This is a genomic window from Pseudomonas sp. MWU318 (assembly GCF_016756945.1).
Lineage (GTDB): Bacteria > Pseudomonadota > Gammaproteobacteria > Pseudomonadales > Pseudomonadaceae > Aquipseudomonas > Aquipseudomonas putida_A.
This window is the reverse complement of the sequence record NZ_JAESJL010000001.1, coordinates 1-25,398: the sequence shown is the minus strand read 5'-3', so window position 1 is coordinate 25,398 and position 25,398 is coordinate 1. Positions and strand designations below refer to the sequence as shown.

Here is a 25,398-nt window from a genome sequence, read left to right as displayed (position 1 = left end):
TTTGTAAATCAGTGTGCGAGCGCAGCTTGCGGCGCGTCGAATTGAGTCTTGTAAAGCTCGTCTCCAAACCCCTGGGCCAGCTCATCGAACTTGACCCGGGCACTGCCCGCAAAGGGCTGGCGGATCTTCATCACCTCGGCCACATCGATGTTTTCGTAGGCGCTGAGGATCTGCTTGGCGACGCCGTACATCTGCTGATTCTTGACTGAACATTGCTGCACTTGTGTGTCACGTTCAGCCAATTGCGCTTGAAGCTTAGACCGTTCTGCCTCTTTGGCACGGGCCATGACCAGCAACTCGTCGTAGGCCTTCTTGAACTTGCCGACCTGTTCGCTGCTGGCGGCGACTTGCGCCTGGGCCTGGTTGTGCAGGTTCTGCTGCTGGCCGGCCAACTGTTCGGCGACGCCTCTGGCCTTGGCCAGTTCGGCGGTCAATTGCTTGATCTGCGCTTGCGCAGCCTTGGCCTCGTTCTGCGCCGCCAGTTGCGCGGCGCTGGCCTGGGCCTGCTGACTTTGCAGGGCCTGCAACTGCTGAGTGGTGCTGCGCAACTGGGTACGCAGACGCTCTTCCATGCCTTCGGCGTGCGCGCCTTGTGCGATGAAAAAACTCAGCCCCAACAGAAAAACTCGTGCGTGCATGACCGTACTCCCGGCGCCTTAGAAGCGCGTGTTGATCTCAAGCTGCAAGACATCGATGTCGAACGGCGCGCCGTACACCGCCTCGGTGCTCAGCCAGCGGCCGGTGGCGTAGACGTTCTTCGCCAGACCGTAATTACCGCCGAGGAAATAGCCCTTGGCGTTGGTGCCGCCGAGGTGGAACGAGGAATCGTTGAAGCCGTCGGGCAAGGCGTCCGGCTGGATGTACTTGTAGCCGGCGAACATATTCCAGTCGCCCTGCTTCTTCAGGTCCAGCGCGTTGCCGAGGGTGAACTGCACCATCCACGCATTGGCGCCGCTTTCGATCTCGCCGTTGCTGTTGAGGTTGTTGACGATCTGCCCCTCGGCGCGCTTGCGCATGTCGCCTTCGTCGTAACCGAGGTTGTGGATGTAGTTGCCCTGGCTGCGCAGCTTGAAGTCCTCTGGCAGATCGGCATCCCACACCAGGTTCAGGTCGAGCAGGTTGAACTCCGACGCCAGGCCGACGAATTGCGGCTGCGGCGTGGTGGTCGGGTTGGCCGGGTTCGGCGTGATGTCGCGCAGCAGGAACACGCTGTTGCCCTTCTGCATGAACGCCGCTCGAGTGCCATCGGTGTCGCAACCCGGGGCGCCGGCCCACGGTTCGCAAGGGCTGGAGCGTTGGCCTTGAATGTCGTCGAAGCGGTAGTAGGCCAGCGCACCTTTGAGGCGGTTGTTGCTGTTGATCGCCCACTTGGCGCCGAGTTGCGCGCCGTACAGCCACTTGTTGTCGCTTTCTTCCTTGTCGAAACCGTTGCTGGTGGTGGTGTCGTTGGTGTAATCCACCGGGAACGCGCCGACGGTGCCGAACACACCCCAGTCGCGGTTGAGCTTGTGGTCGAAAATCGCCGCCACGCCGTCGAAATTCAGGTCGTTGGAATAGAGCATGTCGGTGGACATGAACGGGTTGGCGAAACGCCCGCCGGTCAGGGTCAGCTCATCGGTCGGCTTCCAGTTCAGGTAGCCCTGATCGAGCCAGATATCTTTCTTGGCAAACCCGCCGCCGAGGTTCTGCGTGGTCGACACCGGGTTGTTGTCCGAGCCGGTGCCGATGCGGATGCCGGCGGTCCATTCTGGCGAAATCACCGCTTTCATGCCCAACCGCGCACGAATGCGAAATTGATTGGTGCGGTCTTCACGGGTGTTGAGCAACGGCGGCAGGCTGGTGCTGCTGTTGGGGTTCACGTCGTACGGGCCGTTGTTGTTGAGTTTGGCGAAGTCGACGATTTCGTTGCTGTTGCTGCCTGAGTAGTAGCGCGATTCGTCGCGCAGGCGGATGTCGCCATCGAAGCTGATGCGTGACGCCCAGTCCGGGAAGGTGTTGGGCGCCGCCCAGTTTTCCTGCTTGGCGGTGGCCATGACCTCGGCCTTGACCTGATCGCGGATCTGGTCGCGCACCGCGGCGGGCACGTACTGCACGCGCACATCGCCCGGTGCTGCGACCGGACCTGCCACCACCGCAGTCGAAGCCGCTGCCTGCTTGGCCTGGGCGGCTTCGTTCTGCGCCTGGGCGATCAGCGCGTCGGCCTTGTCCTGTTTCAGAATGCCCTGCTCGACCAGCAAGCGGATCAGATTGATCGTGGCGTTCTCCGAGGGCGCAGGCGCTGCCGCTGCCTGCCCGACCAGGGTCGCGATGACCATGCCGACCGCCAGGGACAATCGATTCACGTTGGAAATCATCTGCACACAACTCCTTTTGGCAAAGCTTGAATGCTTGGCAATGAATAAGTGGGTTAACCCGGACGCCGCCCTTGCAGGGACAGGCGCACAGGCAAAGTGATGGAGGCCGGTGGCCGTTCGCTCAGATGGGGCGCGTTACGCAATGCGGCCAGCACCTGAGTGTCGATCTCGGGCTTGCCGCTGGACTTGACCAGCTCGACCCGGGTGATTTCGCCGGCGCTGCTCAGCCACACATCGGCCTGCAGCGAAAATGCGAGGTTGCGCAGGTCGGGGTTCTCCCGCAGCAAACGCTGAAACGTGAACGCGAGGAACTGGCTGTAGGTGCCGGTGCCCAGGCGTCCGCCACCCGCACCGGCCATGCCGCCGGCCTTGCCGGCGCCGATGTTGAAAGCGTCGTTGCCACTCTGCGCGTCACCGTCCATTTGCATCGGGTTGGCCAGATCGTCCGCCGGCGATGGCGGCGCTTCTTCCTCGGGCTTGACCTCTTGCGGCTCGGGCGTGGGTTCGGGCTCGACGACTTTTTCTTCCACCGGGGTTTCCGGCTCCGGTGGTTTTTCCGGAGGTGGCGGCGGCGGTGGCGGCAACGGAATGATCGTCGGCACCTTCGGCGCTTCACGGCGCACGCCGCTCATGTCATTGGCCCACTGCCACAGGAACCACGCGGCGAGCGCGCCGAGCAGCAGCCCGGCGCCCCACTTTACAAAGCGCATCGGCGACCTTTTCACCGGCAGCGGCTCGATCGGAAGTTGTGCGGTCATCACTCAGCCCTGCGTCGGTTTGCCGGTCACCAGACCGACCTGAGACAGTTCGAGCCGGCGCAACAGATCCAGCACTTCAATGACCTTCTGGTACTGCACCGTGGCGTCGCCGCGCACGATCACCGGGAAGTCCGGGCTCTGCGCCTTCTCGATACGCAGGCGCTCTTCCAGCTCGGCCAGGGTCACCGGGTAGGCGTCGAGAAACACCTGACCGCCGTCGTTGACCGAAATCGCCTTGGTCTTGGCCTCCGACAGCGACACCGAGGCGCTGGCCTTGGGCAGGTTGATCTGGATCCCGGAGACCTGCGCGGTGGCGGTGAGGATAAACATCACCAGCACCACCATCAGCACGTCGACCAGCGGGGTGATGTTGATGCTGTCAACCGCTGCATCTTCGTCATCGTCGTGGGAGGCATTTACGGACGCCATGGCAGTGCTCCTCAGGCCGGTACGGAGTGGTTGGCGTGATGGCCGCGCTGATGCGCCGCTTCGCTGGACTGGCCTTCCCCGTGCATCTCCGCCAGACGGGTGATGAACTCGTCGACGAACACGCGCATGTCGGCGCTGACTTCCTTGTTGCGGGTGATCAGGCGGTTGTAGCCAAACAGCGCCGGGATCGCGACGAACAGGCCCATGGCGGTGGCGAGCAATGCGGCGGCCATGCCGGGCGCGATGGCGTTGATGTTGACGTCGCCGGCCATGGCCGTGCCGAGGAACACCACCATGATCCCCAGCACGGTGCCGAGCAGGCCGATGTACGGGCCGCCGGCGATGGCGTTGGACAGGGTCGAAAGTTTCGAGCTGAGGGCCTGGTTCTCGCGGGTGCGCACGCCGTCCATCGAGCAGCGAATCGCTTCAATCGTCGCTGCCGACACCGAAGAGGTATCGGCGCCCTGCTCGCGGCGGGTACGGATTTCCTTGACCGCCACCGAGTACAGACGCCACAGCGGCGAGTGCTGCAGACGCTGGGCGAGTTGCGCGTCGTCGGCGAACATTTCCAGACGGGTACCGACCTTGGCGAACTGCTCGCGGAAGTCCTCGTTGGCCTTGCTCACGCGGCTGAGGGTGCGGTTCTTGCGCAGCATGATGATCCACGACTGGAACATCATCAGCACCAGCACGGCGATGATCACCCAGGCGTCCACCGGCACCGCGTTGAGCAGGAAACCGAGGCTGCCGAAGCCGAAACCGGACTGTTCTTCATCGACACCATAGGCCACCAGTTTCGACTCGGCGCCTTGGGAGGTCGCATCAGCCAGCAGCAATGGTGCCGGGCGCGCGACTTTCGACAGGCGCAGTTCGTCGATGGCGCCCACGAACGGCTGGTACGGGCCAGCGGTCAGATCGCCGCCAACCGCCATCAGCGAATTGAACGCTGGCATCGCTTGCGCGAGGGTCGCACTCTCACGACCGTTGATGTACAGGCTGACTTTCGAACCTTCGGCGGTCAGCGCGACATGCTGCCATTGCCCCGGATTCAGCGGCTGAGTGGCCACGGCGCGCTGGCCGTCGATCTCCACGAACGGCACGCCTTGATTGACCCCGATCAGCAGGCTGTTGGCGCCTTCACGGCGGGCGAGGATCAGTTGCTCGCCATTGGCCTGATCCAGACGCAGCCAGGCGCTGAAGGTGAACGCGCTGCCAGCGCTGTGCTGCAACGACGGACTGGCCGGCAGCAGCAACGGCTGACCGCTGAACTGCAAGGCGCGCCCGATCACACCGTCAATCGCCGCGCCAGTGGCGCTTTGTGCGGTGTTGCCGTAGGCGCTGGTGTCCTTGGCCGGGGTGCCGGTGGCGCCGTCGAAGTGATAGAGCGCGGTGTAATTCGGATCGAAGGTCAGCTGGCCGTTGCCGGTGGCCGGAGCCTTCTGATTGCCGTAGTACATCCAGATGTCCTGACGCTGGCCGCCCTCGACATTCGGTACATCGACCCAGATCAGCGCCATGCCCATCAGCGCGTCGAAGCTTTCGATCTGGTGGTTAAGCACGGTCTTGTCATCGGCGGCGACGAAGCGCAAATCCGCGCCGTCTTCCTTGACCCCGTCGAAGGTGAAATTGCCGGTGTGCAGGCGCACCAGCAGCGCGGTGCGGCCCAGGGCCTGATTGATCCCGGCGCCCTGCGGCGTGGTGTCGACGGCGATCTGTTTGCGGTAATGCCAGTCGTCCTGCCACCAGGCCTGCGCCGTGGCCGGGAGCACGAAGCCCAGGCAGATCAACAACGAAAGAATGAGGCGCTGCATGAACGTGCTCCTTTAGAAAGTGGCTTGAAGGTTGAAGTGCAGGCGCGACTCCTGCTTCGAGGTGTTCGGCCCTTCGAGTAGCGGGTAACCCCAGTCGAGGCTGCCGGACAGCCATTTGCTCAGGCTGGCGCGGGTGCCGAGGCCGACGCTGGCCAGGGCATAACTGGCGTCCTGGTCCGGCAACTCGTCGCGCAGGTACAGTTGCGCACCTTCGGCAAAGGCGTAGAAGCGCCATTCCTGCATCCAGCTGCCGGTGTATTTCGCCAGCGACGGGGTGCGCAGCTCCTGACTGAGCAGCACGCCGTCATCGCCGGTGCGCTCGGCCGCCAGATAGCCGCGCACCGAGGTCGCGCCGCCAGCGGAAAACTGTTCGTTGGAAACCAGCGGCCCCGACGCCAATTGGAACGCGCCTTTGCTCGCGCTCTGCCAGTCTTTGTCGAAGGTCCAGGTGAAGTTGCTGTCGCCCTTGACCACGGCGAAACTCGGGTTGGCGCGGTAGCGTTTGTAGTCGAAGTCTTCGTCGGAACTGCCGTAGCCGAAAATGCTGCGGGTGGCCGCAACCAGGCTCAGGCCGAGGCCGAGCTGGCTCTTTTCGGTGTAGCGGAAGCCGTTGTAGGCGAAGGTGAACGGCGCGTATTTCAGCGGCACCTTGTCGCTCTCGCCGGACAGGGTCAGGCGTTCGTCGAAGTCCTTGAAGTCGATACCGGCCGACAGCGAGTTCGACCAGTTGCCACTGGACGGCAACGTGTAGATCGCCGACACGCCATAGGAATGCCCCTTGCCCAGCACGTTGCTGCCACCGATGGTGGCGACGTTACTGTCGGATTGATAACCGGAGAACTGCACGCTCCAGCGCTCGCTCAGCGGCGCGGTGTAGGAAGCCGACCAGACCTTGGCATTGTCGGTGTCCTGCGGGGCGGTGAAGTACGTCAGGTTGATGCTGTGGCCGAGCTGCCAGAGGTTGTTGTAGCCGAGGCTGGTGACGGCGCGCAGTTTCTCGGTGTCGGCGCTGTAGTCGTTGTTGAGGCCGACGCTGGCGCTCCACGGGTTCTGGTCTTCGACCTGCAAATCGACGTCCATGGTGCCGGGGCGCTGACCTTCGCGCACCAGCGGCATGACCTGACGGCCAGGGGTTTTATTGAGCTGCGCCAGTTCGCCCTGAACCTTGGCGAAGTCCGGCACCTCGCCTTCTTTCAGGGCCGGGACGTTGTCGCGGATGTCCAGCGGCGAATAGTGTTTGGCCCCGACCACGCGCACCCGGCCGACCTTGGTTTCGCTGACTTGCAGATAGACGATGCCGTCCGCCACCGCTTGCTCCGGCAACTCGACGAACACCGATTGGTAGCCACGCTCCTGATAGGCCTTCTGCAGGGCATCGCGGGCGCCTTCGATGTCAGTCATGGCTTTTTGCGGGCCGAGAAACGGATACACCGCTTCTTCGATGGCCCGGGCGTCGAGCACGGTGTTGCCGCGCACGAAGTATTCGTTGACGTCCACCAGACGTTGCGGCGCGGCGCCTTGGGCAGCCTCTTCGGCGAATGCCGGTTGCGCGCCGGCCGTCACCAGCAGCCAGCCCCACAGCGCCAGCCGTGACGTGAAAATCTGATCCACACTACCCCCTGAATTCGCGATGACCTGTTGGCGCTGTTGCGCGCCTTGTGTGTTGCGTCAGTTGCTGACTGTCGAGGCACCGCTGTGCTTGCCGAGCCAGGTGTGCAGCAGCGCGAAGTTCAAGGAGAACTCGGGCATTTGCAGCAACGCACCGCAGAACACTTCGCCGATGATTTTCTGAATGAGCTGCACCGCACGCGGGTTGTTGAGCAGCGTGGCGATGTCGCGACTGAGGACGTTGAAGCTCCAGACTTTCTGGTTCAGGCCAAGCCCGACGAACCAGCGAAACAGCAGGTTGTAATTGAGTTGTTCATACAGTTGCTGCTCGCTGGGCACCGAATACAGCAGTTGCAGGAGCAGGATGTGCATGACGGTTTGCGCGGGGATGAGCATGCCCGGCTCGGCATTGAGCTCGTGCAGCAGGCCTTGGTGGGCGTCGAGCAAGTCGTCGATCTGCGGGCGCAGCAACACCAGCGAATGGCCGGGCGGAATGTAGCTGGAGACCTCTTTCAAGGCGCCCTGCCAGTCATCCTGCGACACGATCCAGACCCACGGCGCGCCGTAGCGATACACCGACACCGGCTTTTTGCGCGCGGCTTCGACGATCTTCGACAAGCGCTGATCAAGCTCCTGCATGCCCACTTTCGAGTAGCGTTCCATAGTCCCCATTGCCTCACTCCCGGCGTCCCGCCTCGGCTTGTGAAAAGCGCCCCGTTGGGCCCCTCAAGCGCGTTACATAGGCATGACCGGACTGGCTATGTGCTACCGAACTTTTGTCATGAAAGCTTCATTAATGAATTGGCGGAGAACCCGCAGGCGTAAAAACCGTGGGATCGAGCCTGTTCGCTCCCACGGTCCTGGATGATGCAGAAAAATGCAGATCAATTTTTCAGATCGAATTTGCCATTGGTGATGCTCAGTGTTTTTGGCCCTTGTGAATCACTGTCAGGATCGGCGGTCATTTCAAAGTTGAACGTTCCCGTAACGGCCACAGCCCCCCCTACACTCGTGGCAGTCAGAGAGCCAGATTTCCCTGTAAATCGAAAGGTGTAGTCGTCACTACGAAACAAATATTTCACTGCGAGCAGTTCGGAAAAAACGAACGTATGCTTGCCCTCCCGCTTCGGAAAATCCAGGTAAAACCATTCCATGCTTTTCCCGACTTCTCTTTTCGCCAGCACTCTGTAGGCAGGGCCGTCCTCTGTGAGTTCGAGCTTGTTTGCCTGAGTCGTGCCCCATTTATCGCTTGAGAACTCGAAATAACCGGTAGTCGCCATTTCCATCACCTATCCATAAAAGGGATTTATGAACAACGCCTAAAGGTAATCCTCGCCCCTTCAACCACGACGCCATGAAACCGATTATTGCGCGCACCGCAAACGCACCGTCTACTGTCAGACCTGACAGTGGACGGGCTCTGATATCGGTCGCACGCTGTATGATTTGGCCCTCAGCTGTACACCGGCCAGGTGTCGACGATCTTGCCGCCACGCACGGCCAGCAGATCACCGAATTGCAGGAGCACCGCTTCGGTCTGGGTCGGGCGCAGGAACACTTGATCCTCGACGGTCAGGCCCACGGCGCTGGAACCGTTGACCATCTCCTGATTCGAGCTGCGCCCGTACACCCCATTGCTCTGCAACCCCGGCGGTGATTCGAACTCGGCCATCCAGTTGCCGCCGTAGATGAAAAAAGTCTGGCGCTGGTTGGTGTCCCACCACCAAAACAGCGTCGACTTGTCGTCCAGCGCCGGGATATTTACCGCGCCGGTACTCTTCAACACCGGGGTGGCGATGTAGGTCGCCGGCACGTGATCAACCAGCGATGGCAGGTCGTAATGCGTCGGCTTGAGCATCGCCGTACCTACCGAAACCTCGGTGCTCAGCGTCTCGTTCTCGTGGATGCGGTAACTCGGGCTGCCGGCAGTGTTCAGGCACAGGTTGTCATTCCACAGCGTCGGAAACTGCTGCCGGGTGAAGTCCACGCAACGTTGATAAATCAGCATGACCTTGGCGAACAGCTCCTCGGGCGAGCCGAGTATCCCCGGCACGCCCATGCCCACAAACGGGTCGTAGCCCATGAACCCGGCGAACTGCAGATGCTGTGGATTGGCGCTGATCAGCGTGAGCATCTGCCCCAACACATTCACATCACTGACCCCGCCGCGATGCAGGCCGACATCCAGTTCGATGTTGATGCGCATCCGCGTGCCCAGCCCTTGCGCCAACGCCAGGTATTGCTGTAGCCGCGCAGGCCCGTCGAGCAGCCATTGCAGTTGCCTGGACGGATCGAACGGGCCTTTGTGGGTCTGATAAAACAATTCGGCCGAACGCACCGGCAACGGCTTGCCGAGCAGGATGTCGGACTGCGGAAAAGTTACAGCGTCGTGATTGAGGAACGGCTGGTGAAACGACATGAGTTTTTGCGTTCCGGCCCGTTGCGCGATGTAGCTCAACAGCCCCGGAGACGGCAGCGATTTCTCCACCAGACGCAATTGCTTGCCGCCGCGTTTGACCGACTGCATCACCACGTCGATGTTGTGATCGAGGCGATCCAGATCAATCAACAACACCGGACGCATCGGGCCGTTGTCCTTCAGCTCTTTATTCAGCGCGCGGAAATATTCACTGTACGGGCCGCCACGATCACCCGGTCGCAGCCAGGCGCCTACGCCCACTGACAAAGCGCCGACACACAGCGTGCCGAGGAGAAAATTGCGTCGATTGACCGCCATCAGCTCACCCCCAGAATCGACGACAGATGCGCATTGAGAAAGCGTCCGCTCGGGTCCAGCGCCTGACGTACGTCGACAAACTCGCGCCAGCGCGGGTACAGCGGTTGCAGATTCTTCGCGTTGAGCGTGTGCAATTTGCCCCAGTGCGGACGGCCGTTGTACTTCCAGAAGATCGGCTCGACCGCGGCAAAGAAGTTGTGATGATCCATCTGGTAATGCTGGTGCACCGAGATCGAACAGCTGTCGCGGCCCTCGAACATGCTCAGCGGAATGTCGTCGGCCTTGACGTAGCGGTACTCGATGGGAAACCAGGTGCGCAGGTCCTTGTCCTGAATCAGCTTGAGGATTTCACGCAGACACGCCGGGCCGTGTTCGGCGGGCACCGAGTATTCCATCTCGTTGAAGCGCACGGTGCGCACGTTGGCGTAGATGTCGAACGAGTCGCCGACCCGATCATCGAAACTCGCCATATGCCGCAGGCTGTTGAGCAGCGTGCGGCGCAGCTCGGGGAAGTCGCTGCCGTATTTGTCGATCTTCTCGATCAGGGTCACGAACTCATTGCCGCCCTCCTCCTCAGGGGGAATCGGCGGCGTGGCCGGGTCGCTGGTTTCGTTGAGGGCGATGGACAGCGCGTAGTCGGAATGGGTGACCACGAGCATTTCCCAGTGCTGGTTTTCCCGGGTGTTCTTGTCGAGGTCTTCCAGCAGCTCTTCGGTCTTGGCGATCCACTGGCGTTCGCGCAGGCGGTAGGCCGGGCGATTTTGCAGACGGATTCTGGTGGCCACGCCAAGAGCGCCGAGCGAAACGCGAGCCGCGTTGAATACTTCAGGGTGACGCTGGCTGTCGCAGTCCAGCACCTCGCCATTGGCCGTCACCAGTTGCAGGCCACAGACGTGTGCCGAGTACGACTGAAAGGTTTTGCCGGTGCCGTGGGTCGAGGTGGAAATCGCCCCGGCGAGAGTCTGGTAATCGATATCGGCCATGTTCTGCAGGGCCTGGCCGACGTCTTTCAGCGGCACGCCCATGCGCGACATTGGCGTGCCGGCGCCGAATTCGGCCTGCAGGGTTTTCAGGTCGTGGTCGAGCAGCCCGGTGAAGTAGCTCAGCGACAGCAACGTGCCGTCGGTGGGCACCAGTGCGCTGAACGAATGTGCCGAGCCGACCGGGCGGATCTTGCCCTGGGCCTGACGAATCGCAGCGCTTAGTTCATCAAGATTCTTCGGTGCCAGCCGCGCCGCCGGCAGACAACTCTGCCCGCCCGACCAGTTGCGCCAGGGAATCAGTCGCGGGGCGCGCAGCAACTGCCCCAGCGCGGGATTGGCCGCCAGTGCACTGAACGCGCCGACGATGCTTGCCCGTTGCAACAACTGACGCCGTGTCAGATCCATGCTCATGCGCGCGCCCTTATTGTGGGAGGGGCTGGTCGGCCATGAAGCCGATCAGTTGCAGGAATTGTTCTTCGCTGCACTCGACGCACTGGCCCATCGGCGGCATGCCGTTGTAGCCGTTGATGGCGTGGTCGAGCAGCGTGTCGGCGCCCTGGCGAATGCGCGGCTCCCAGGCTTGACGATCGCCAGTCAGCGGCGCATTGGCAGCCGGGTTGGCGTGGCACAGCTGGCAGCTGTTGGTGTAGATCTGCGCCAGGGCCGGGTCGGAGGGGGTGGCGTTGTGAATGGTCGCCGGCGGTGCGGATTTTTCGTCGCAGCCGCACAGCGTCATGAACAGCGCCAGCAGTAAAGTGAGTGGAATTGCCCGCATAACGATCCTCGAGGGTGGCAGCGCTTATTGTTGTGATCACACCTTAAGGCAGGTACGGCAGCGGGTTGAGGGCATTGCGGGACAACGATGGGGCCATCCGGGGCCACACCATCTTTCTGTAGGAGCTGCCGCAGGCTGCGATCTTTTGATCTTGCTCTTCAAAAACAAAGTCAAAAGATCGCAGCCTTCGGCAGCTCCTACAGGGCTTGGCGTGACATTCGCGTGACATTGGCGGGTTTAAATTTCGGCGTATTCAGGCGTATAACCTGTAAAGACTTTTTGATCTGTATACGGACATCAACACGGGGTAGCGACATGACCACAGCAAACATCCTTGGCAATCTGTTCCCTTCTGTCAGCGACATCCCGGAAAAATACCGCCTCGACGCTCAGGTCGAGCAGCGCGAATACCTCGTCGATGGCCAACTGCGGCGCTGGGACGGCCCGCTCGCCACCGTGCGCAGCCCTGTGTATCTGCACGGCGAGAACGGCGATGAACAAGTGATTCTCGGCAGCACTCCGCTGCTGGATGCCGACACCGCGCTCACCGCCCTCGACGCCGCCGTGCGTGCCTACGATCGTGGTCAGGGCCTGTGGCCGACCATGCGCGTGGCCGAACGCATCCAGCACGTCGAAGCGTTCCTCGGCCGGATGCGCCAGCAGCGCGAAGCCGTGGTCAAGCTGCTGATGTGGGAGATCGGCAAGAACCTCAAGGACTCGGAAAAAGAGTTCGACCGCACCTGCGACTACATCGTCGACACCATCAACGCACTGAAAGAACTCGACCGCCGCTCCAGCCGTTTCGAACTGGAACAGGACACTCTCGGCCAGATCCGCCGCGTGCCGCTCGGCGTGGCACTGTGCATGGGGCCTTACAACTATCCGCTGAACGAAACCTTCACCACGCTGATTCCGGCGCTGATCATGGGCAACACCGTGGTGTTCAAACCGGCCAAGCTCGGCGTGCTGCTGATCCGCCCGCTGCTCGAAGCGTTCCGCGACAGTTTCCCGACCGGCGTGATCAACGTGATCTACGGCAGCGGCCGCGAAACCGTCAGCGCGCTGATGGCCAGCGGCAAGATCGACATCTTCGCCTTCATCGGCACCAACAAGGCCGCCAGCGACCTGAAAAAACTGCATCCGAAACCACACCGCTTGCGCGCCGCGCTGGGCCTGGATGCGAAAAACCCCGGCATCGTCCTTCCGGAAGTCGATCTGGACAATGCGGTCAGCGAAGCGGTCACCGGTTCGCTGTCGTTCAACGGCCAGCGCTGCACCGCGCTGAAGATCCTCTTTGTGCATGAGGACGTGGTCGATGCCTTCATCGAAAAATTCAACGCCAAACTCGCCACCCTCAAGCCGGGCATGCCGTGGGACAGCGGCGTGGCGCTGACGCCGTTGCCGGAGTCGGGCAAGGTCGACTATCTGCACGGTCTGGTGGCCGACGCGCAGAACAAGGGCGCAAAAGTGGTCAACCCGAATGGCGGCGAGAGTCGCGAGTCGTTCTTCTACCCCGCCGTGCTGTACCCGGTGACGCCGCAGATGCGCGTGTACAACGAAGAACAGTTCGGCCCGGTGGTGCCGATCGTGCCGTACCGTCACCTCGATACCGTGATCGATTACGTGCTGGAATCGGACTTCGGCCAGCAACTGAGCCTGTTCGGCACCAACCCGGTGGCGATCGGCCGACTGGTCGACACTTTCGCCAACCAGGTCGGGCGGATCAACCTCAACGCCCAGTGCCAGCGCGGCCCGGACACCTACCCGTTCAACGGGCGCAAGAACTCCGCCGAAGGCACGCTGTCGGTACACGATGCCCTGCGGGTGTTTTCGATCCGCACACTGGTGGCAACCAAGTTCCAGGACAGCAACAAGGATCTGATCAGCGAAATCATTCGCGGCCGCGATTCGAGCTTCCTCACCACCGACTACATCTTCTGACGAGGACTTTGCACTGAGCACCTTCAGCACCCAACGACTGCCACCGCTGCTGCGGCGAATCCTGCGTCCGTTGCTGGACCCGTACCGCCGCTACCAGCACGCCCGATTGATTCACGCGGTGCGGGTAGCGCTGGGGCTGCTGGCGACCATCCTGCTGACCACCGGCATCAACCTGCCCCACGGCGAGTGGGCTTCGGTGACCATGCTGGTGGTGATCGGCGGCCTGCAACACCACGGCAACATCGGCAAGAAAGCCGCCGAACGCGCCACCGGCACCCTGATCGGTGCCGGTGTCGGTCTGCTGCTGGTGGCGCAACAGGCATGGCTGGGCCTGCCGTGGCTGACCTACTTTGCCATGGCGGTGGTCTGCGGCTTCTTCTCCTATCACGCGATCGGCAAGGGTGGTTACACCGCCCTGCTTTCGGCGATCACCGTGTTCATTGTCGCCGGGCATGGCGACAACCCAATCACCGACGGCTTGTGGCGCGGGGTCGACATTCTGATCGGTATCGCCCTGGCCCTGGCGTTCTCCTTCGCCCTGCCGCTGTACGCGGTGTATTCGTGGCGCTACAACCTGGCCGATGCCTTGCGCGACTGCGCCACGTTGTACGGGCGGATCATCAGCGGCCAACCGGTCAGCGCCGATGAACATCTGAAGCTGATGGGCCGGGTGACCACAGTGATGGTGCAACTGCGCTCGCTGATGCCTTCGGTGTCCAAGGAAGTGAAAATTTCCATGACCGAGCTGGACGCGATTCAACGCAACCTGCGGATGTGCGTCAGCACCCTGGAAATCCTCGGCAACACCCGCCCGGATGCCAACGACCCCGAAGCCATGGCGCACCTGCAATCGGCGCTACGGGCCGAGCACCGGGTGATCCGCGTGCAACTGATCGGCATGGCCCGGGCCTTGAAGTCTGGCGCCACGCAACGTCTGCAGCGCCCGCTGGAATTGCCTGACGCGAGCCTCGACACACCGGTCTACAGCACGCTGGACGGTTACCGGTTGCTGACCCGACAACTGGCCGCGAACATTGGCGAACTGCGCCAACGCCTGGCGATGACGGCGCCGCGCTGGAACATCTGAATCAGCGGAAAAAACCATGTAACAAAGCCGACATCATCACTACAATGCGCCGCACAACGGATGTGACATGGACGCATAAATGCAATTCAGGAAGAGTATCAACGCCCTGCGGGCACTGGCCGTGCTCGCGGTCGTGCTGTTTCATTTCAAGGTGCCAGGGTTCGAGGGCGGGTTCGTCGGCGTAGACGTGTTCTTCGTCATCTCCGGCTTCCTGATGACCGGCATCATCGTCAATGGCGTGCAGCAGCAGAACTTTTCCCTCCTCGGTTTCTACGCCTCCCGCGCCCGCCGCATCATTCCCGCCCTGCTGGTCCTGTGCGTTGCGCTGCTGATCTTCGGCTACTTTTATCTGCCGCTGGATGACTTGCGCGAAACCATCCGTACGATCAAGAGCAGTCTGCTGTTCAGCTCGAACTTCAGCTTTGCCCAAAGCGGCAATTACTTCGCGGCGCCGCTGCATGAAAACTGGTTGCTGCATACCTGGTCGCTGTCGGTCGAATGGCAGTTCTACCTGCTTTACCCCGTGCTGATCATGGGGCTGCACCGGTTCTTCGGCACCGATAAAACTCGCTTTGCCTTGCTGGCCGTGGCGCTGATTTCGCTGCTGGCGTCCATCGTCGTGACCCGCGTCAACCCGACGTTCGCCTTCTACATGCTGCCCACCCGCGCCTGGGAAATGATCGCTGGCGGGCTGGTTTTTCTGTTTCCCCTAAGATTGAGCCAGCGCGGCGGCGCGATTTGCGAAGGATTCGGCTTGCTGGCGATTGCCGTCAGCGTGCTGGTTTTTTCTGAGGCGGATCTGTGGCCGGGCTACCTGGCACTGGTACCGGTACTGGGCACGATGCTGGTGATTCATGGCAACACCCGATCCGGATTCAGCCGCAATCCCGCGCTGCAGTTTGTCGGGAGCATTTCCTACTCGGTGTACCTCTGGCATTGGCCGCTGGTGGTACTGCTTTACCTGTGCGGCCTGTTGAATAGTTGGCCGCACGTAATCGACGCGATGATCGCCTCGTTCGCCTTCGGCACCCTGTCCTTCTACCTGGTGGAATCGAAGGTGAACAAAGGTCCGACCGCCGCACGCACGGTGATCAAGTTCGCGTCACTGACTTTGGCTGTGGTTGCGGTGTCGGCAGCAACGTCGTCGCTGGTCAAGCAGCACCCCGATTGGCGCCCGGCGCTGGTCGAACTCGGCCAGCCGGAATACACCAGCAAGCTGTATCCGCAGGAGTGCTACCCGAATGCCTATGCGGCGGCGGATTGCAAACTGGGCACGGGTGATGTGTCGGTGATTCTGTACGGCGACAGCCATGCGCAATCCACCGCAGCGGCGGTGCAGATGGACAACCCGCAAGCGGCGTTGTCGTGGTCACGGGGCGGTTGCCCGACCCTGACGCACTTCGCCATGCACGACAAGACCGTCGAAAGCCAGTGCCGGGGCTTCAATCAGGAAAAGCTGCAACAACTGAAAACCGCGTACGCCGGGGTGCCGGTGGTGCTGTTCAGCCGTGCGGCGCTGTACGCGGATTCGGGCCGGGAAAACAGCTACCGGATTTCCTTTCCCGAGCGCCAGGCTACGTTTGCCGAAGCGTATACCGAAGAGTACGTCAGCACGGTCTGCTCGATCGCGGAAAACCATCCGGTGTATATCGTCAAACCGATCCCGGAGATGCCTTTCAGCGTCTACAAGGGCTTGAATCTGAATCAGCGTCTGTTCCGGCAAAACACAGACATTTCCTTGCCGTTGCAGGTCTATGAGAAGCGCAACCGCATCGCCATCGCAACCATCGAAGCCGCCGCCAGCCGCTGCAACGCGACGGTGATCGACCCGACGCCGTACCTGTGCCCCAACGGCAATTGCATGGGCTCCATGGACGGCGTGCCGCTGTACTTTGACGATAATCATCTGGTGGATGCCGGCAATCAGCAGCTCAAAGGCCTGTTCAAGGATCTGATCAAGCCGATTTGAGCTGGCGCCGGCCTTTCAGGCCCCAGCCCTGTTGCATCCCGGCGGCGGCCAGCAGAATCGCCACGACACCGACCCATTGCAGGATCTCCAGGCGATGGCCGAAGGCGAACCAGTCGACGAAAATCGCCGCAATCGGGTAGATGAAGGACAGCGCACCGGTCAGGGCAGTCGGCAGTTTCTGGATCGCGCCGTACAGCAGCACGTACATCAGGCCGGTGTGGACAATGCCCAGCGTCACCAGACTGGCCCAGGCGCCGTTGGTTTGCGGCAGGCCGTTGAAGTGCGCGAACGGCGCGAGCAACAGCACTCCGGTGCAGACCTGGATCAGCGCGATCAGATGCGGCGGCGTGCCGGTGAGGCGCTTGATGATCAGCGCCGCCATCGCGTAGAGCAACGCCGCGCCCAATGCGAGCGCAATACCCAGCAGATACTCACCTCCGCTCTCACCCTGCGTGCCATGGGCGCTAACGATTGCCAGCATGCCGAGAAAGGAAATCGCCAGCCAGAACAGCTTCTGCAAGGTGATTTTCTCGCCGAGAAACAGCGCCGCCAAACCCACCAGCATGAACGGCTGCACGTTATAGACCGCCGTGCCGATGGCGATAGAGGCGCGGGAATATGAGCCGAACAACAACACCCAGTTGCCGACAATCGCTACCCCGCTGAGCACCGCGAGCAGAAACGTGGTGCGGGTCAAAATGCCCGGACGCAAGAAGCCGAACGCCGCGCATATCAGCAGCAAGGTGCCGGCGCCGAACACACAGCGCCAGAACACCACATCCAGCACCGGTTGCCCGGAGATCAGCACGAACCAACCGATGGTCCCGGAAATCAGCATGGCGGCGGTCATTTCCAATGAACCACGGCGGATTGTGTTGTCCATCATCGATCTCCCTAAGCGTTTGACGAAAGCATGGCAAAAGTATGCCAAGCCGACCCCGAGCGCCTCCAGAGCAAAAAGCAGGCTAAACTCGGTTTCTGCCTTTTTTATCGCGGGTGGTTTTCCTCAAATGCCTAATGCCGGAGTTGCGCCATGACCGACGATATCGACCAGATCCTCATCAGCGCCTTGATGGAAGACTCGCGCCGCTCGCTCAAGGCATTGGCGCAGATCAGCGGCCTGTCGTCACCCAGCGTGGCCGAACGCCTGCGCCGGCTGGAGGAACGCGGCGTGCTCAAGGGCTATACCGTCGAGATCGACCCCAAATGCTTTGGTTATCAACTCCAGGCCATCGTCCGGGTACGTCCACTGCCGGGGCAACTGCAGGAAGTGGAACGACAGATCATGTCGATCCCGGAATTCACCGAGTGCGACAAAGTCACCGGCGAGGACTGCTTCATCGCCCGCCTGCATGTGCGATCGATGGAACAGCTGGACACCCTGCTCGACCGCCTCAACACGCTGGCCGAAACCAACACCGCGATCGTCAAGAAAACCCCGGTCAAACGCCGTTTGCCGCCGATGGCGTGAATGCTTTCTGCGCCTGTTCGGCGTAGATTGAGGTTTTTCCGGCGAAGGATTGGCGGTCATGAGAATTCAGGCAGTGATGCTGACAGTGTTGATGCTCAGCGGGTGCGGGACGGTGCAGACCGTCGTGCTTAGCGACAAGGCTTCCGTGGACCAGTTGAAGACCAAGAAAAGTTACTGCGGCGCTGTGCCGCGCATTTACAGCGGTGCAACCTACGACTTCTGCATGCTGCACGCCGAAAAGCCGGATGACGTCGACGCGTTCAATTACAACAACGCCTCCCTTGGCCTGGTGGTCGATGCGGCGGTTTCGGGTGTGCTGGACACATTCTTGCTGCCCTACACGATTTACAAGCAGCAGGCCGATGGCAGCATGGTGATTAACTGATCCGCTTTTCGCAGACAACAAAAAACCCGCCGAAGCGGGTTTTTTGTTGATTCACAAGCAGCGATCAGTCGTCGCGGCTCATGATGCCGAAGATCTGCAACAAGCTGATGAACAGGTTGTAGATCGATACATACAGGCTGATGGTTGCCATGATGTAGTTGCGCTCGCCACCGTGGATGATTGCGCTGGTCTGGAACAGAATGCACACCGATGAGAACAGCACGAAACCGGCGCTGATCGCCAGTTGCAGGCCGCTGATCTGGAAGAACATGCTCGCCAGCGTTGCACCCAGCAACACGAAGAAACCGGCGGTGATGAAACCACCGAGGAAGCTCATGTCCTTGCGGGTGATCAGCACGTAGGCCGACAGACCACCGAACACCAGCGCGGTCATGGCGAATGCCGAACTGACCACTTCTGCGCCGCCCTGCATGCCCAGGTAACGGTTGAGGATCGGGCCGAGCAGGAAACCCATGAAACCGGTCAGCGCAAAGGCGGACACCAGGCCCCACGCGGAATCACGGAGTTTGTTGGTGAGGAAGAACAGCCCGTAGAAACCGATCAGCACTACGAAAATGTTCGGGTAGCCGACACGCATCTGCTGGGCCACGAACGCCATCACACCGCTGAATGCAAGGGTAAGCGCCAGTAGACCGTAAGTGTTGCGCAGGACGCGGCTAACCTCTAGCTGCTCAGCCTGCACGCTGTTGTGAACTGCGTAATCCTGTTCGCGCATGGCGACACTCCTGTTGGTTTGAAACGTTCAGTGGCAAAGATCATAACAGACGCTCTGTAACAAGCCATGCACAGAGTTTGACAGTGTGTTTCATTCAGGTATTATGGCGCCCGCAACGCAAACGGAGGTGTGGCCGAGTGGTTTAAGGCAACGGTCTTGAAAACCGTCGACTGTAACAGGTCCATGAGTTCGAATCCCATCGCCTCCGCCATCTTATGTACGACAAAGCCCTGATTATTCAGGGCTTTGTCGTTTCTGGCGTCCTGAAAAATTTCCGCCTAGCCGAATGCGTTCCATAACTTGACGAGCAGCGCGGATCGGCAGATGTCGCCGAGAACTTGCACGGCGCACTCTGGACGATCGACTAGAACGAGGAGTTCATCAAGATGACCTTGGCCGTTTTGATGGCGCCCGAGTGACCGCTTCCGGCCAATAGCGGTCAGTGACAATATTCGCAAAGGCTACCGCTCAGCTTCCCGAAGACCGATCTCGACTATTCGTTAGGTACAGCACCATCGCTGCACGAGCCGCATCTTTGATTACCTTCAGCCTCAACCAAGATGATATTCGCGCCTTTATCAGCTAGGTGATACGCCAGCGAAGTGCCCACGATGCCGGCACTGATGACAACGACTCGTTTGCCCAGAGCATTTCTCATATCAACCTTTATTCTGTCGACCTGAAGGCGGTTCATTGTCTGCCACTGGTCGATTTCTGCTTGTCGTAACGGGCAGCAGTTGTCGTCCAGAAAGCAGATGTAGATTTGTCTGAAGTTGCGAAATAGCTGACAAAATCATCGTGTTAAAACGCCGCCTGAAATGGCAGCAAGATAAGCGCGTGAGTGTTGTTGGCACTGGAGGGTTCCGAAAATTCGTTCAGCTACTACGGCAAGCGTCATCAACGACTATAGTCATTGGTGAGCCAGAGCGAATCTGACCATTCCCCTGCCAACCTGGCCTAATCCAATTCCGCGATTACACGGCGGATCTTCTTGTGTTCCTTGATGCGGAACGTGAACGTTTCGCTGCCGAAATCACTCAGGCTCAGGCTGAGATCGAGGCAGCGTTGTCTTTTTTTGAACCCCTTGATGGTGGATGGAGTTATCCCGCCGGGCACGTCGCATCCCACTGAGCACGTCCCAACCACCCATCTATCAAGGTTCAAGCAATGAATACTTTGAAGTTCGATGATGCACAAAAAACCAATGGCGACCTGGTTCAGGGTCCGCTGCCGGCCGGCACTGTCGCGCCCGACTTCACTCTTCACGCAACCCCTGATCAACAGTTGTCGCTGCGCGAGTTAAAGGGGAACCCCGTGATACTGGCGTTTTATCCCGCTGACTGGACTTCGGTGTGTGGTGACCAACTGACCTTGTACAACCAGTTGTTACCCACCTTCAGAGAATACGGTGCGGTGCTATTGGGTATCTCGGTTGACAGCGCCTAGTGTCATCAGGCCTTTGCCAAAGATAGGAATTTTCACTTCAGCCTGCTGGCCGATTTCGAGCCCAAAGGGGCGGTGGCACGACAGTATGGAGCGTACGAGTCCCAGCTCGGAGTTTGTAAGAGGGCACTGTTCGTGATTGACAAGGAGGGGGTGGTCGCCTGGAGCTACGTCTCACCAATGGCAATCAACCCTGGGGCGGACGGCATTCTGGATGCGCTGGATGCTCTGGCGAATTCGCCACAAGGCACGCCAATCAAAAATTAACAGGTGATTACATGGCCACTCTCAAAGTCCCGGTAAGTGCCAACGACCATCGTCAGGGAAGTGCGCATGCCAAGGTCACCTTGGTGGAATTTGGCGACTATGAATGTCCCTATTGCGGTGAAGCGTATTGGATGGTCAAGAATCTGCAACAGCATTTTCGCAATGACTTGCTTTTTGTGTTCCGTAACTTCCCTCTGACCACCGCTCACCCCCATGCATTGGGTGCAGCGGTCACCGCTGAGTATGCCGGGAGTCGAGGGTTCTTCTGGGAGGCTCACGACGAATTGTATGAAAATCAGGATCGATTGGGTCTGCCGTTGTATCGCGCCATTGTCCTAAAACACGGCCTTTCCAGCGAAGAACTTGACGTTGCCGTGCGAGAGGACACTTACATCCCCAAAATACAATCCGACTTCAATGGCGGTGTACGCAGCGGCGTGAACGGTACTCCGGCGTTTTACTTTGACGGGCTTCGCTATGACGGGGTCCCAGAGTTTAACGAGATGAGTCAAATGATTGAGCTTCTGTTAGTGCGCGGACGAAATCGCTAGAGAGCCAAATCGGCTTGGCATCACCCACATCGGAGCCGAGGAAAAACCAACGTAGCTTCCTTTTACATTAAAGAGGTGTACACGGAGCCGGCAGCTAATGAAATCTTTGAAATATTATGAAAAAAATCGACATGCAACATGGTTGGAGTTGTTTTTTGACCTAACTTTCGTTGTTACGATTGGCCAGGTTACGCACACTCTCGGACATGTTCATGAAGGCCACTTTGAACATAAGCAACTATGGACATTCTTACTGCTTTTTGTACCGTTGTGGTGGATCTGGTCCAGTCACACGATTTACTCCAACAGGTTTGATACAGACAGCAATCTTCACCGTTTGGCAACATTATTCATAATGCTCCTGCTCATTGTGCTATCGGCACGGATCGGGGAAAACCTGGAAGTGAACTACCCGCTTATTATTGCCTGCTATTTTGGTATACGTGCGATGATCAGTGTTATGTATATTTCGTCCATTAGTAAACTCGATTCTCGCGGCGAACTTTCCTCAAGGCTCGGCTTCGCCCTATTAGTTAGCGCAGTTATTAGCCTTTCATCCGTTATTTTTGACCCGCCCTTGCGTTACCTTGTTGCTTATATTGGGATTGTTCTTGATATTCTGTTTCCTGTATTTTTCTGGACTAAATTAAAGCCGTTGCCAGCACACACAGAGCACTTGGTTGAGCGCATAGGCCTACTCACCCTAATCTTATTGGGGGAGTCAATTATTAGCCTTTCCGGAGGCTTATCTAACATTCAATGGGGTTATTACAATGTGATGGCGGCCATCACCGGATTCATCATGATCTGCAGTATCTGGTGGATCTATTTTGATAGTTTTTACCTGCTGAGCAAAAATCACAGCAGTATGAGTGGGCACGCCTTGATCTACTCGCACCTTTTTCTTTTTATGGGGTTGGCGCTTCTGGCAAATTTGATCAGGCATGCGATCCTGAATGACATTGCGATGCGCGATTTCCAGATTATGTCGATCACCGGCATGGTCTTGTTTTTCCTGGGGAAGCAATATGGCTATTTCATAGCTGTGAGTCGAATAAGGAAATACATACTGCAAAACACCTTGATCGTGTTTTCTTTAGGTGGGTTAGTTATATTTCTACCGCGTGTCGAGTACATATTGGTCGGCTTGACAGTCACCATGATCTGTTATGTTCTCCTGAATTTCAGATATCGTTGAGTCTTGATTATCAGGCCACAGCTCGGGAAAAGTGATCAAGCGGCTGGTCTGCGGTTTGCGCGCTGCCTACTACGTCATTCTCAGTGTCCGAGCGACATGCGACGCTACCCTTGGTCTCTTTGGGTTTGTAATCGTGGTGTCGTCGACCATAGTTAACAGCCGGATGCCCCTTTTAGCTATTGCGACCAGATAGCACCAGCCGCATCGTAACAACAGGAGCCACGTCATGGTCAAAGTAGCGTTGTTCGTTCGTCTGGAAGCAAAACCTGGGAAAGAGAAAGAGGTGGAGCGCTTTCTCTTGAGCGGCCTTCCTTTAGTGGAGGAGGAGCCAGCCACTACAGCCTGGTTTGGAATCCGCTTGGGGCCGTCTACCTTTGGCATCTTTGACGCATTCCCGGATGAAGCGGGCCGGCAGGCTCATCTTTCGGGCAAGGTCGCGGCGGCGCTTATGGCAAATGCTGCCGAGCTGTTTGCCGAACCTCCATCAATCGAGAAGGTTGACGTCCTTGCGGCCAAGCTGCCCGGTTAAGCAAATCCAACAGGAAGTTCCATTCAGTTCGGGGAGGCCCAGGATGTATTTTGTGAAAATCAGGATAGCCTGGGCCTGCTGCTGTTCCGGGCGGTGATCAATCAAAACACCTGTATTGAAGATAAAAGTCATGGCTAAAGTGCCGTGTCAAGGATTCATACCATGCTCGCGCGCTCGGTTAAGTGAAAGGATACGCGCGCAAATCGTGTCCATGGACGGCGTGGAAGCCGCACAGAATCTGCAAGGCAACGTGTTCATCACGGGTTTAGGCTGGGTAGGGTAGATTGTTTGCCGGGCACCGGTCGCTCATGGCGCGAAGATCTCCATCAGTGATATAGAACCGGAGGTCATCCGCGCCGTGACACCTTATGGTTTCGTCAAGTGAGCATTCGTCGGCGTAGCAGTGACCGATGTTCAATGAGCTGCCTGACGCGGCTGCACTCCGAACTGCGCAACGATGTGCGTACCCAATTCCTCGATAACCTCCGCCGCAGGGCGCTTGCCATATTTGAGATTGAGAATGACGTGGTCCACGCCGATTTCCTCAAGCGACTCCAGCAAAAACCGTAGATGGTAACGTCCCAGTCTGAAACCCAAATGGATACGTGTGGGTGGCGTGGACGGATTCTCATCGAGATCGATGTACAGCGACTGAGTAAAGGGCTTGTACACAGAGCCACATTGCCTGGTGACCTCCAATCGCCAATCTTCCACGACCAGCCGCTGCATATTCGGAATGCGCGGATAGTTGATCCATCCGTTGCTCTCACGCGCGATCCAATCCAGTGACTGGCGACTGTTGCCGGTCACGAGCATTGGAATGAATTGGGTGGTAGGTTTCGGAATCAGGTCTGCGCCTTGCATTTCACCAGTGCTCCAGTGGATGGGCTCAAAACTGGTGCTGTGGGCGCGGCGAATCACTTCGTAGTGTTCTCGAAAGATCTCTCCACGCCTTTCGGGATCGACGCCAAACGCCGAAAACTCCACTGGCCGATCTCCCGAAGCAACCCCCAGAATCAAGCGACCAGTGCTCAACTGATCGACGCTGGCTGACGCCTTGGCCGTGTGCAGGGGATGGTGCAGCGGGATGGCGATGGAGGCGTGCCAAGTGTAATCTCCGAGGTATGGGCGGCCATATAACCCAGGTAAACCCAGGGGTCGAAGACTTGGCCGACATCGCCGAAGCCAGGGTCGCGAAGCGGCACGTCGCGAAACCAGAGCGCGCAGAAGCCCAGCGCCTCGGCTTGTTTAGCCAGTGTGACCTGGTTGAGCATGCTCGGAGTGTCCCCGTCGAACGCCTCCATGGGAAAGAATAATCCAAGGCTCAAATGCCCCTGAGTGAAGGTTCGGCTGAACCCTCGATGCTGCTGGTAAGGAATCGTGCTCGGCCGATACATACGGATTGACCTCATGGCAGAACGTGAACAGCGCCCCCGTTTCCAGAGGTGCTGCGGCATCGGTCGCTTTTGAACGGCAGGTGGGGGGACTGGATCTGGCTTTTACCCGTTGCGCCGTACTGCTGGTCATGTGGACCGGATTCAAGGGCCAGTTACTGGCGATAGGCGCGGGTCGGTCCGGGTGGGTGTTAAGTGGACGGTCAAAGGAAGTCAGATCTCTCGGCTCTATACCACCAGATGGGCAAGGCGTTCGAGGAATCATTCTATAAGCGTAGGCGGTTTTGCAGCTCTCCGCCATATTCTTACAATCGAGCCGCTGCCGGGCGAAAGTTGCGTATCGAAGACAGTTATCGGTCGTTTCCTGCCATTCCAGAACGGCCGCTAATGGCCGATAGCAGCCCTGTCATCAGTGGTAGCTATCGGGCAATGCTAGATATCAGAATAGGGCCAGAATGAGCAAAGCCATTGCGTTGGTCTCGCAAAGCTTTAGCAGGCGCTGATCGAAGGCGTTCATATTTCAACCATTTGCCCGCTACCAGTACGTTCTGTCTTAGCCATACAGGTACAAAAGGTCGTCGATCAGCTCTAGCTCCTGCTGCGTGTACTGAACCTTGTTGTACTGTCTAATGTCCTCAAGCACACCCTTGATCGGAACTTGCCGCGAAGGATCCTGAACAATTTCGATCAGACGGTCGTAATCGGGATCTCTTCCCTTGAGGTATTTTTCAATCAGTTCTTTGAGCGCTACGCGCGCCTCTAGATCGGTTAGCACTGTTACTTCTCCGGCAAAATCGTGACTTCAGCTGCTTTGATGATAGTGGTGGTACCAGGTTTAGGGATGAGTTGCTGCGCACCACCCATACCGTACTCAGGATTCGATTTGGTGAACGGCTCCAGTTTCGGACCTTTACCACCGAGTTCGCGCTATCTTCCTGTGACGATGTTTGTCCACTGTCCACTGTCCGCTTC

22 protein-coding genes, 1 tRNA gene and 4 pseudogenes are annotated in these 25,398 nt (G+C 59.0%); 11 read left to right on the top strand and 16 right to left on the bottom strand.

Annotated features, from left to right (window positions below):
* Window positions 1-8 precede the first annotated feature (8 nt).
* The 11 genes from JN524_RS00125 to JN524_RS00075 form a co-directional block, all read right to left on the bottom strand.
* Window positions 9-638 (bottom strand): DNA repair protein, encoded by a 630-nt coding sequence (locus tag JN524_RS00125; protein WP_202368018.1) that lies wholly within the window; start codon window positions 636-638, stop codon window positions 9-11.
* A gap of 18 nt (window positions 639-656) precedes the next feature.
* Complete coding sequence (locus JN524_RS00120; protein ID WP_202368017.1) at window positions 657-2,354, bottom strand: putative porin; 1,698 nt, start codon at window positions 2,352-2,354, stop codon at window positions 657-659.
* A gap of 53 nt (window positions 2,355-2,407) precedes the next feature.
* Entirely contained in the window at window positions 2,408-3,112 is a 705-nt protein-coding gene (locus JN524_RS00115) for an energy transducer TonB family protein (protein ID WP_202368016.1), read from the bottom strand.
* A 3-nt stretch (window positions 3,113-3,115) separates the two neighbouring features.
* Window positions 3,116-3,541, bottom strand: coding sequence for an ExbD/TolR family protein (locus tag JN524_RS00110; RefSeq protein ID WP_003224462.1), 426 nt, complete (start codon window positions 3,539-3,541; stop codon window positions 3,116-3,118).
* An 11-nt stretch (window positions 3,542-3,552) separates the two neighbouring features.
* Window positions 3,553-5,352, bottom strand: coding sequence for a DUF2341 domain-containing protein (locus tag JN524_RS00105; RefSeq protein ID WP_202368015.1), 1,800 nt, complete (start codon window positions 5,350-5,352; stop codon window positions 3,553-3,555).
* A gap of 12 nt (window positions 5,353-5,364) precedes the next feature.
* Window positions 5,365-6,963 (bottom strand): ShlB/FhaC/HecB family hemolysin secretion/activation protein, encoded by a 1,599-nt coding sequence (locus JN524_RS00100; protein ID WP_202368014.1) that lies wholly within the window; start codon window positions 6,961-6,963, stop codon window positions 5,365-5,367.
* Between the two features lie 57 nt (window positions 6,964-7,020).
* Window positions 7,021-7,632 carry a transposase gene (locus JN524_RS00095; RefSeq protein WP_007969141.1) on the bottom strand — a complete coding sequence of 204 codons (612 nt, stop codon included), beginning with the start codon at window positions 7,630-7,632 and terminating at the stop codon, window positions 7,021-7,023.
* Between the two features lie 212 nt (window positions 7,633-7,844).
* Complete coding sequence (locus JN524_RS00090) at window positions 7,845-8,246, bottom strand: hypothetical protein (RefSeq protein WP_202368013.1); 402 nt, start codon at window positions 8,244-8,246, stop codon at window positions 7,845-7,847.
* A 167-nt stretch (window positions 8,247-8,413) separates the two neighbouring features.
* Window positions 8,414-9,622 carry a DSD1 family PLP-dependent enzyme gene (locus JN524_RS00085; RefSeq protein ID WP_202368548.1) on the bottom strand — a complete coding sequence of 403 codons (1,209 nt, stop codon included), beginning with the start codon at window positions 9,620-9,622 and terminating at the stop codon, window positions 8,414-8,416.
* A 74-nt stretch (window positions 9,623-9,696) separates the two neighbouring features.
* Window positions 9,697-11,025 (bottom strand): D-arabinono-1,4-lactone oxidase, encoded by a 1,329-nt coding sequence (locus tag JN524_RS00080; RefSeq protein WP_202368547.1) that lies wholly within the window; start codon window positions 11,023-11,025, stop codon window positions 9,697-9,699.
* Between the two features lie 76 nt (window positions 11,026-11,101).
* Window positions 11,102-11,455: a c-type cytochrome gene (locus tag JN524_RS00075; protein ID WP_202368012.1), complete on the bottom strand. Its 354-nt coding sequence runs from the start codon at window positions 11,453-11,455 to the stop codon at window positions 11,102-11,104.
* 315 nt (window positions 11,456-11,770) lie between these two features.
* Here JN524_RS00075 and JN524_RS00070 point away from each other — a divergent pair, with 315 nt between their 5' ends.
* From JN524_RS00070 to JN524_RS00060, 3 genes are all read left to right on the top strand, one after another.
* Complete coding sequence (locus JN524_RS00070) at window positions 11,771-13,396, top strand: NADP-dependent glyceraldehyde-3-phosphate dehydrogenase (RefSeq protein WP_202368011.1); 1,626 nt, start codon at window positions 11,771-11,773, stop codon at window positions 13,394-13,396.
* A 46-nt stretch (window positions 13,397-13,442) separates the two neighbouring features.
* On the top strand, window positions 13,443-14,483 hold the full coding sequence (locus tag JN524_RS00065) for an FUSC family protein (RefSeq protein ID WP_179353376.1): 1,041 nt from the start codon (window positions 13,443-13,445) through the stop codon (window positions 14,481-14,483).
* 79 nt (window positions 14,484-14,562) lie between these two features.
* On the top strand, window positions 14,563-16,452 hold the full coding sequence (locus JN524_RS00060) for an acyltransferase family protein (protein ID WP_202368010.1): 1,890 nt from the start codon (window positions 14,563-14,565) through the stop codon (window positions 16,450-16,452).
* Here the strand turns inward: JN524_RS00060 and JN524_RS00055 are convergent.
* Window positions 16,439-17,335: a DMT family transporter gene (locus tag JN524_RS00055; protein ID WP_202368009.1), complete on the bottom strand. Its 897-nt coding sequence runs from the start codon at window positions 17,333-17,335 to the stop codon at window positions 16,439-16,441. The two genes, JN524_RS00060 and JN524_RS00055, sit on opposite strands and share 14 nt — an antisense overlap.
* Window positions 17,336-17,485: 150 nt before the next feature.
* On the opposite strand from JN524_RS00055, the gene JN524_RS00050 reads away from it, so the two are divergent.
* Both JN524_RS00050 and JN524_RS00045 read left to right on the top strand, forming a co-directional pair.
* A complete protein-coding gene (locus tag JN524_RS00050; protein WP_038368669.1) occupies window positions 17,486-17,923 on the top strand; it encodes an Lrp/AsnC family transcriptional regulator in 438 nt (145 codons plus the stop codon).
* A gap of 58 nt (window positions 17,924-17,981) precedes the next feature.
* Complete coding sequence (locus JN524_RS00045) at window positions 17,982-18,308, top strand: YceK/YidQ family lipoprotein (protein WP_098963888.1); 327 nt, start codon at window positions 17,982-17,984, stop codon at window positions 18,306-18,308.
* Window positions 18,309-18,372: 64 nt separating this feature from the next.
* On the opposite strand, the gene JN524_RS00040 is transcribed toward JN524_RS00045, so the two are convergent.
* Window positions 18,373-19,044: a Bax inhibitor-1/YccA family protein gene (locus tag JN524_RS00040; protein ID WP_027613775.1), complete on the bottom strand. Its 672-nt coding sequence runs from the start codon at window positions 19,042-19,044 to the stop codon at window positions 18,373-18,375.
* Window positions 19,045-19,167: 123 nt separating this feature from the next.
* Here JN524_RS00040 and JN524_RS00035 point away from each other — a divergent pair.
* Window positions 19,168-19,255: transfer RNA gene (locus JN524_RS00035), tRNA-Ser, on the top strand.
* 333 nt (window positions 19,256-19,588) lie between these two features.
* Here the strand turns inward: JN524_RS00035 and JN524_RS27210 are convergent.
* Window positions 19,589-19,702, bottom strand: a pseudogene (locus JN524_RS27210) (FAD-dependent oxidoreductase); the annotation flags it as partial.
* 509 nt (window positions 19,703-20,211) lie between these two features.
* Between JN524_RS27210 and JN524_RS00030 the strand changes: the two are divergent.
* The 5 genes and pseudogenes from JN524_RS00030 to JN524_RS27200 form a co-directional block, all read left to right on the top strand.
* Window positions 20,212-20,754 (top strand): annotated as a pseudogene (locus tag JN524_RS00030) (redoxin domain-containing protein).
* An 11-nt stretch (window positions 20,755-20,765) separates the two neighbouring features.
* Window positions 20,766-21,305, top strand: coding sequence for a DsbA family protein (locus JN524_RS00025; RefSeq protein WP_169841904.1), 540 nt, complete (start codon window positions 20,766-20,768; stop codon window positions 21,303-21,305).
* 97 nt (window positions 21,306-21,402) lie between these two features.
* A complete protein-coding gene (locus tag JN524_RS00020; RefSeq protein ID WP_202368008.1) occupies window positions 21,403-22,503 on the top strand; it encodes a low temperature requirement protein A in 1,101 nt (366 codons plus the stop codon).
* 226 nt (window positions 22,504-22,729) lie between these two features.
* The gene (locus JN524_RS00015) at window positions 22,730-23,032 is read left to right on the top strand and encodes a putative quinol monooxygenase (protein ID WP_025569629.1); all 303 of its coding nucleotides are present in this window, start codon (window positions 22,730-22,732) and stop codon (window positions 23,030-23,032) included.
* A gap of 193 nt (window positions 23,033-23,225) precedes the next feature.
* A pseudogene (locus JN524_RS27200) lies at window positions 23,226-23,408 on the top strand (monovalent cation:proton antiporter-2 (CPA2) family protein); the annotation flags it as partial.
* Between the two features lie 38 nt (window positions 23,409-23,446).
* Here the strand turns inward: JN524_RS27200 and JN524_RS00010 are convergent.
* A pseudogene (locus JN524_RS00010) lies at window positions 23,447-24,429 on the bottom strand (LLM class oxidoreductase).
* Window positions 24,430-24,979: 550 nt separating this feature from the next.
* Window positions 24,980-25,201: a hypothetical protein gene (locus JN524_RS00005; protein WP_202368007.1), complete on the bottom strand. Its 222-nt coding sequence runs from the start codon at window positions 25,199-25,201 to the stop codon at window positions 24,980-24,982.
* Between the last annotated feature and the right edge of the window lie 197 nt (window positions 25,202-25,398).

Excerpts from the sequence above, each read along its gene's own strand:
- JN524_RS00060 (WP_202368010.1), top strand. The coding sequence starts at position 14,563 with ATGCAATTCAGGAAGAGTATCAACGCCCTGCGGGCACTGGCCGTGCTC.
- JN524_RS00115 (WP_202368016.1), bottom strand. The coding sequence starts at position 3,112 with ATGACCGCACAACTTCCGATCGAGCCGCTGCCGGTGAAAAGGTCGCCG.
- JN524_RS00105 (WP_202368015.1), bottom strand. The coding sequence starts at position 5,352 with ATGCAGCGCCTCATTCTTTCGTTGTTGATCTGCCTGGGCTTCGTGCTC.
- JN524_RS00055 (WP_202368009.1), bottom strand. The coding sequence starts at position 17,335 with ATGGACAACACAATCCGCCGTGGTTCATTGGAAATGACCGCCGCCATG.
- JN524_RS00020 (WP_202368008.1), top strand. The coding sequence starts at position 21,403 with ATGAAATCTTTGAAATATTATGAAAAAAATCGACATGCAACATGGTTG.
- JN524_RS00015 (WP_025569629.1), top strand. The coding sequence starts at position 22,730 with ATGGTCAAAGTAGCGTTGTTCGTTCGTCTGGAAGCAAAACCTGGGAAA.
- JN524_RS00120 (WP_202368017.1), bottom strand. The coding sequence starts at position 2,354 with ATGATTTCCAACGTGAATCGATTGTCCCTGGCGGTCGGCATGGTCATC.
- JN524_RS00095 (WP_007969141.1), bottom strand. The coding sequence starts at position 7,632 with ATGGGGACTATGGAACGCTACTCGAAAGTGGGCATGCAGGAGCTTGAT.
- JN524_RS00040 (WP_027613775.1), bottom strand. The coding sequence starts at position 19,044 with ATGCGCGAACAGGATTACGCAGTTCACAACAGCGTGCAGGCTGAGCAG.
- JN524_RS00125 (WP_202368018.1), bottom strand. The coding sequence starts at position 638 with ATGCACGCACGAGTTTTTCTGTTGGGGCTGAGTTTTTTCATCGCACAA.
- JN524_RS00070 (WP_202368011.1), top strand. The coding sequence starts at position 11,771 with ATGACCACAGCAAACATCCTTGGCAATCTGTTCCCTTCTGTCAGCGAC.
- JN524_RS00045 (WP_098963888.1), top strand. The coding sequence starts at position 17,982 with ATGAGAATTCAGGCAGTGATGCTGACAGTGTTGATGCTCAGCGGGTGC.
- JN524_RS00110 (WP_003224462.1), bottom strand. The coding sequence starts at position 3,541 with ATGGCGTCCGTAAATGCCTCCCACGACGATGACGAAGATGCAGCGGTT.
- JN524_RS00050 (WP_038368669.1), top strand. The coding sequence starts at position 17,486 with ATGACCGACGATATCGACCAGATCCTCATCAGCGCCTTGATGGAAGAC.
- JN524_RS00025 (WP_169841904.1), top strand. The coding sequence starts at position 20,766 with ATGGCCACTCTCAAAGTCCCGGTAAGTGCCAACGACCATCGTCAGGGA.
- JN524_RS00075 (WP_202368012.1), bottom strand. The coding sequence starts at position 11,455 with ATGCGGGCAATTCCACTCACTTTACTGCTGGCGCTGTTCATGACGCTG.
- JN524_RS00090 (WP_202368013.1), bottom strand. The coding sequence starts at position 8,246 with ATGGAAATGGCGACTACCGGTTATTTCGAGTTCTCAAGCGATAAATGG.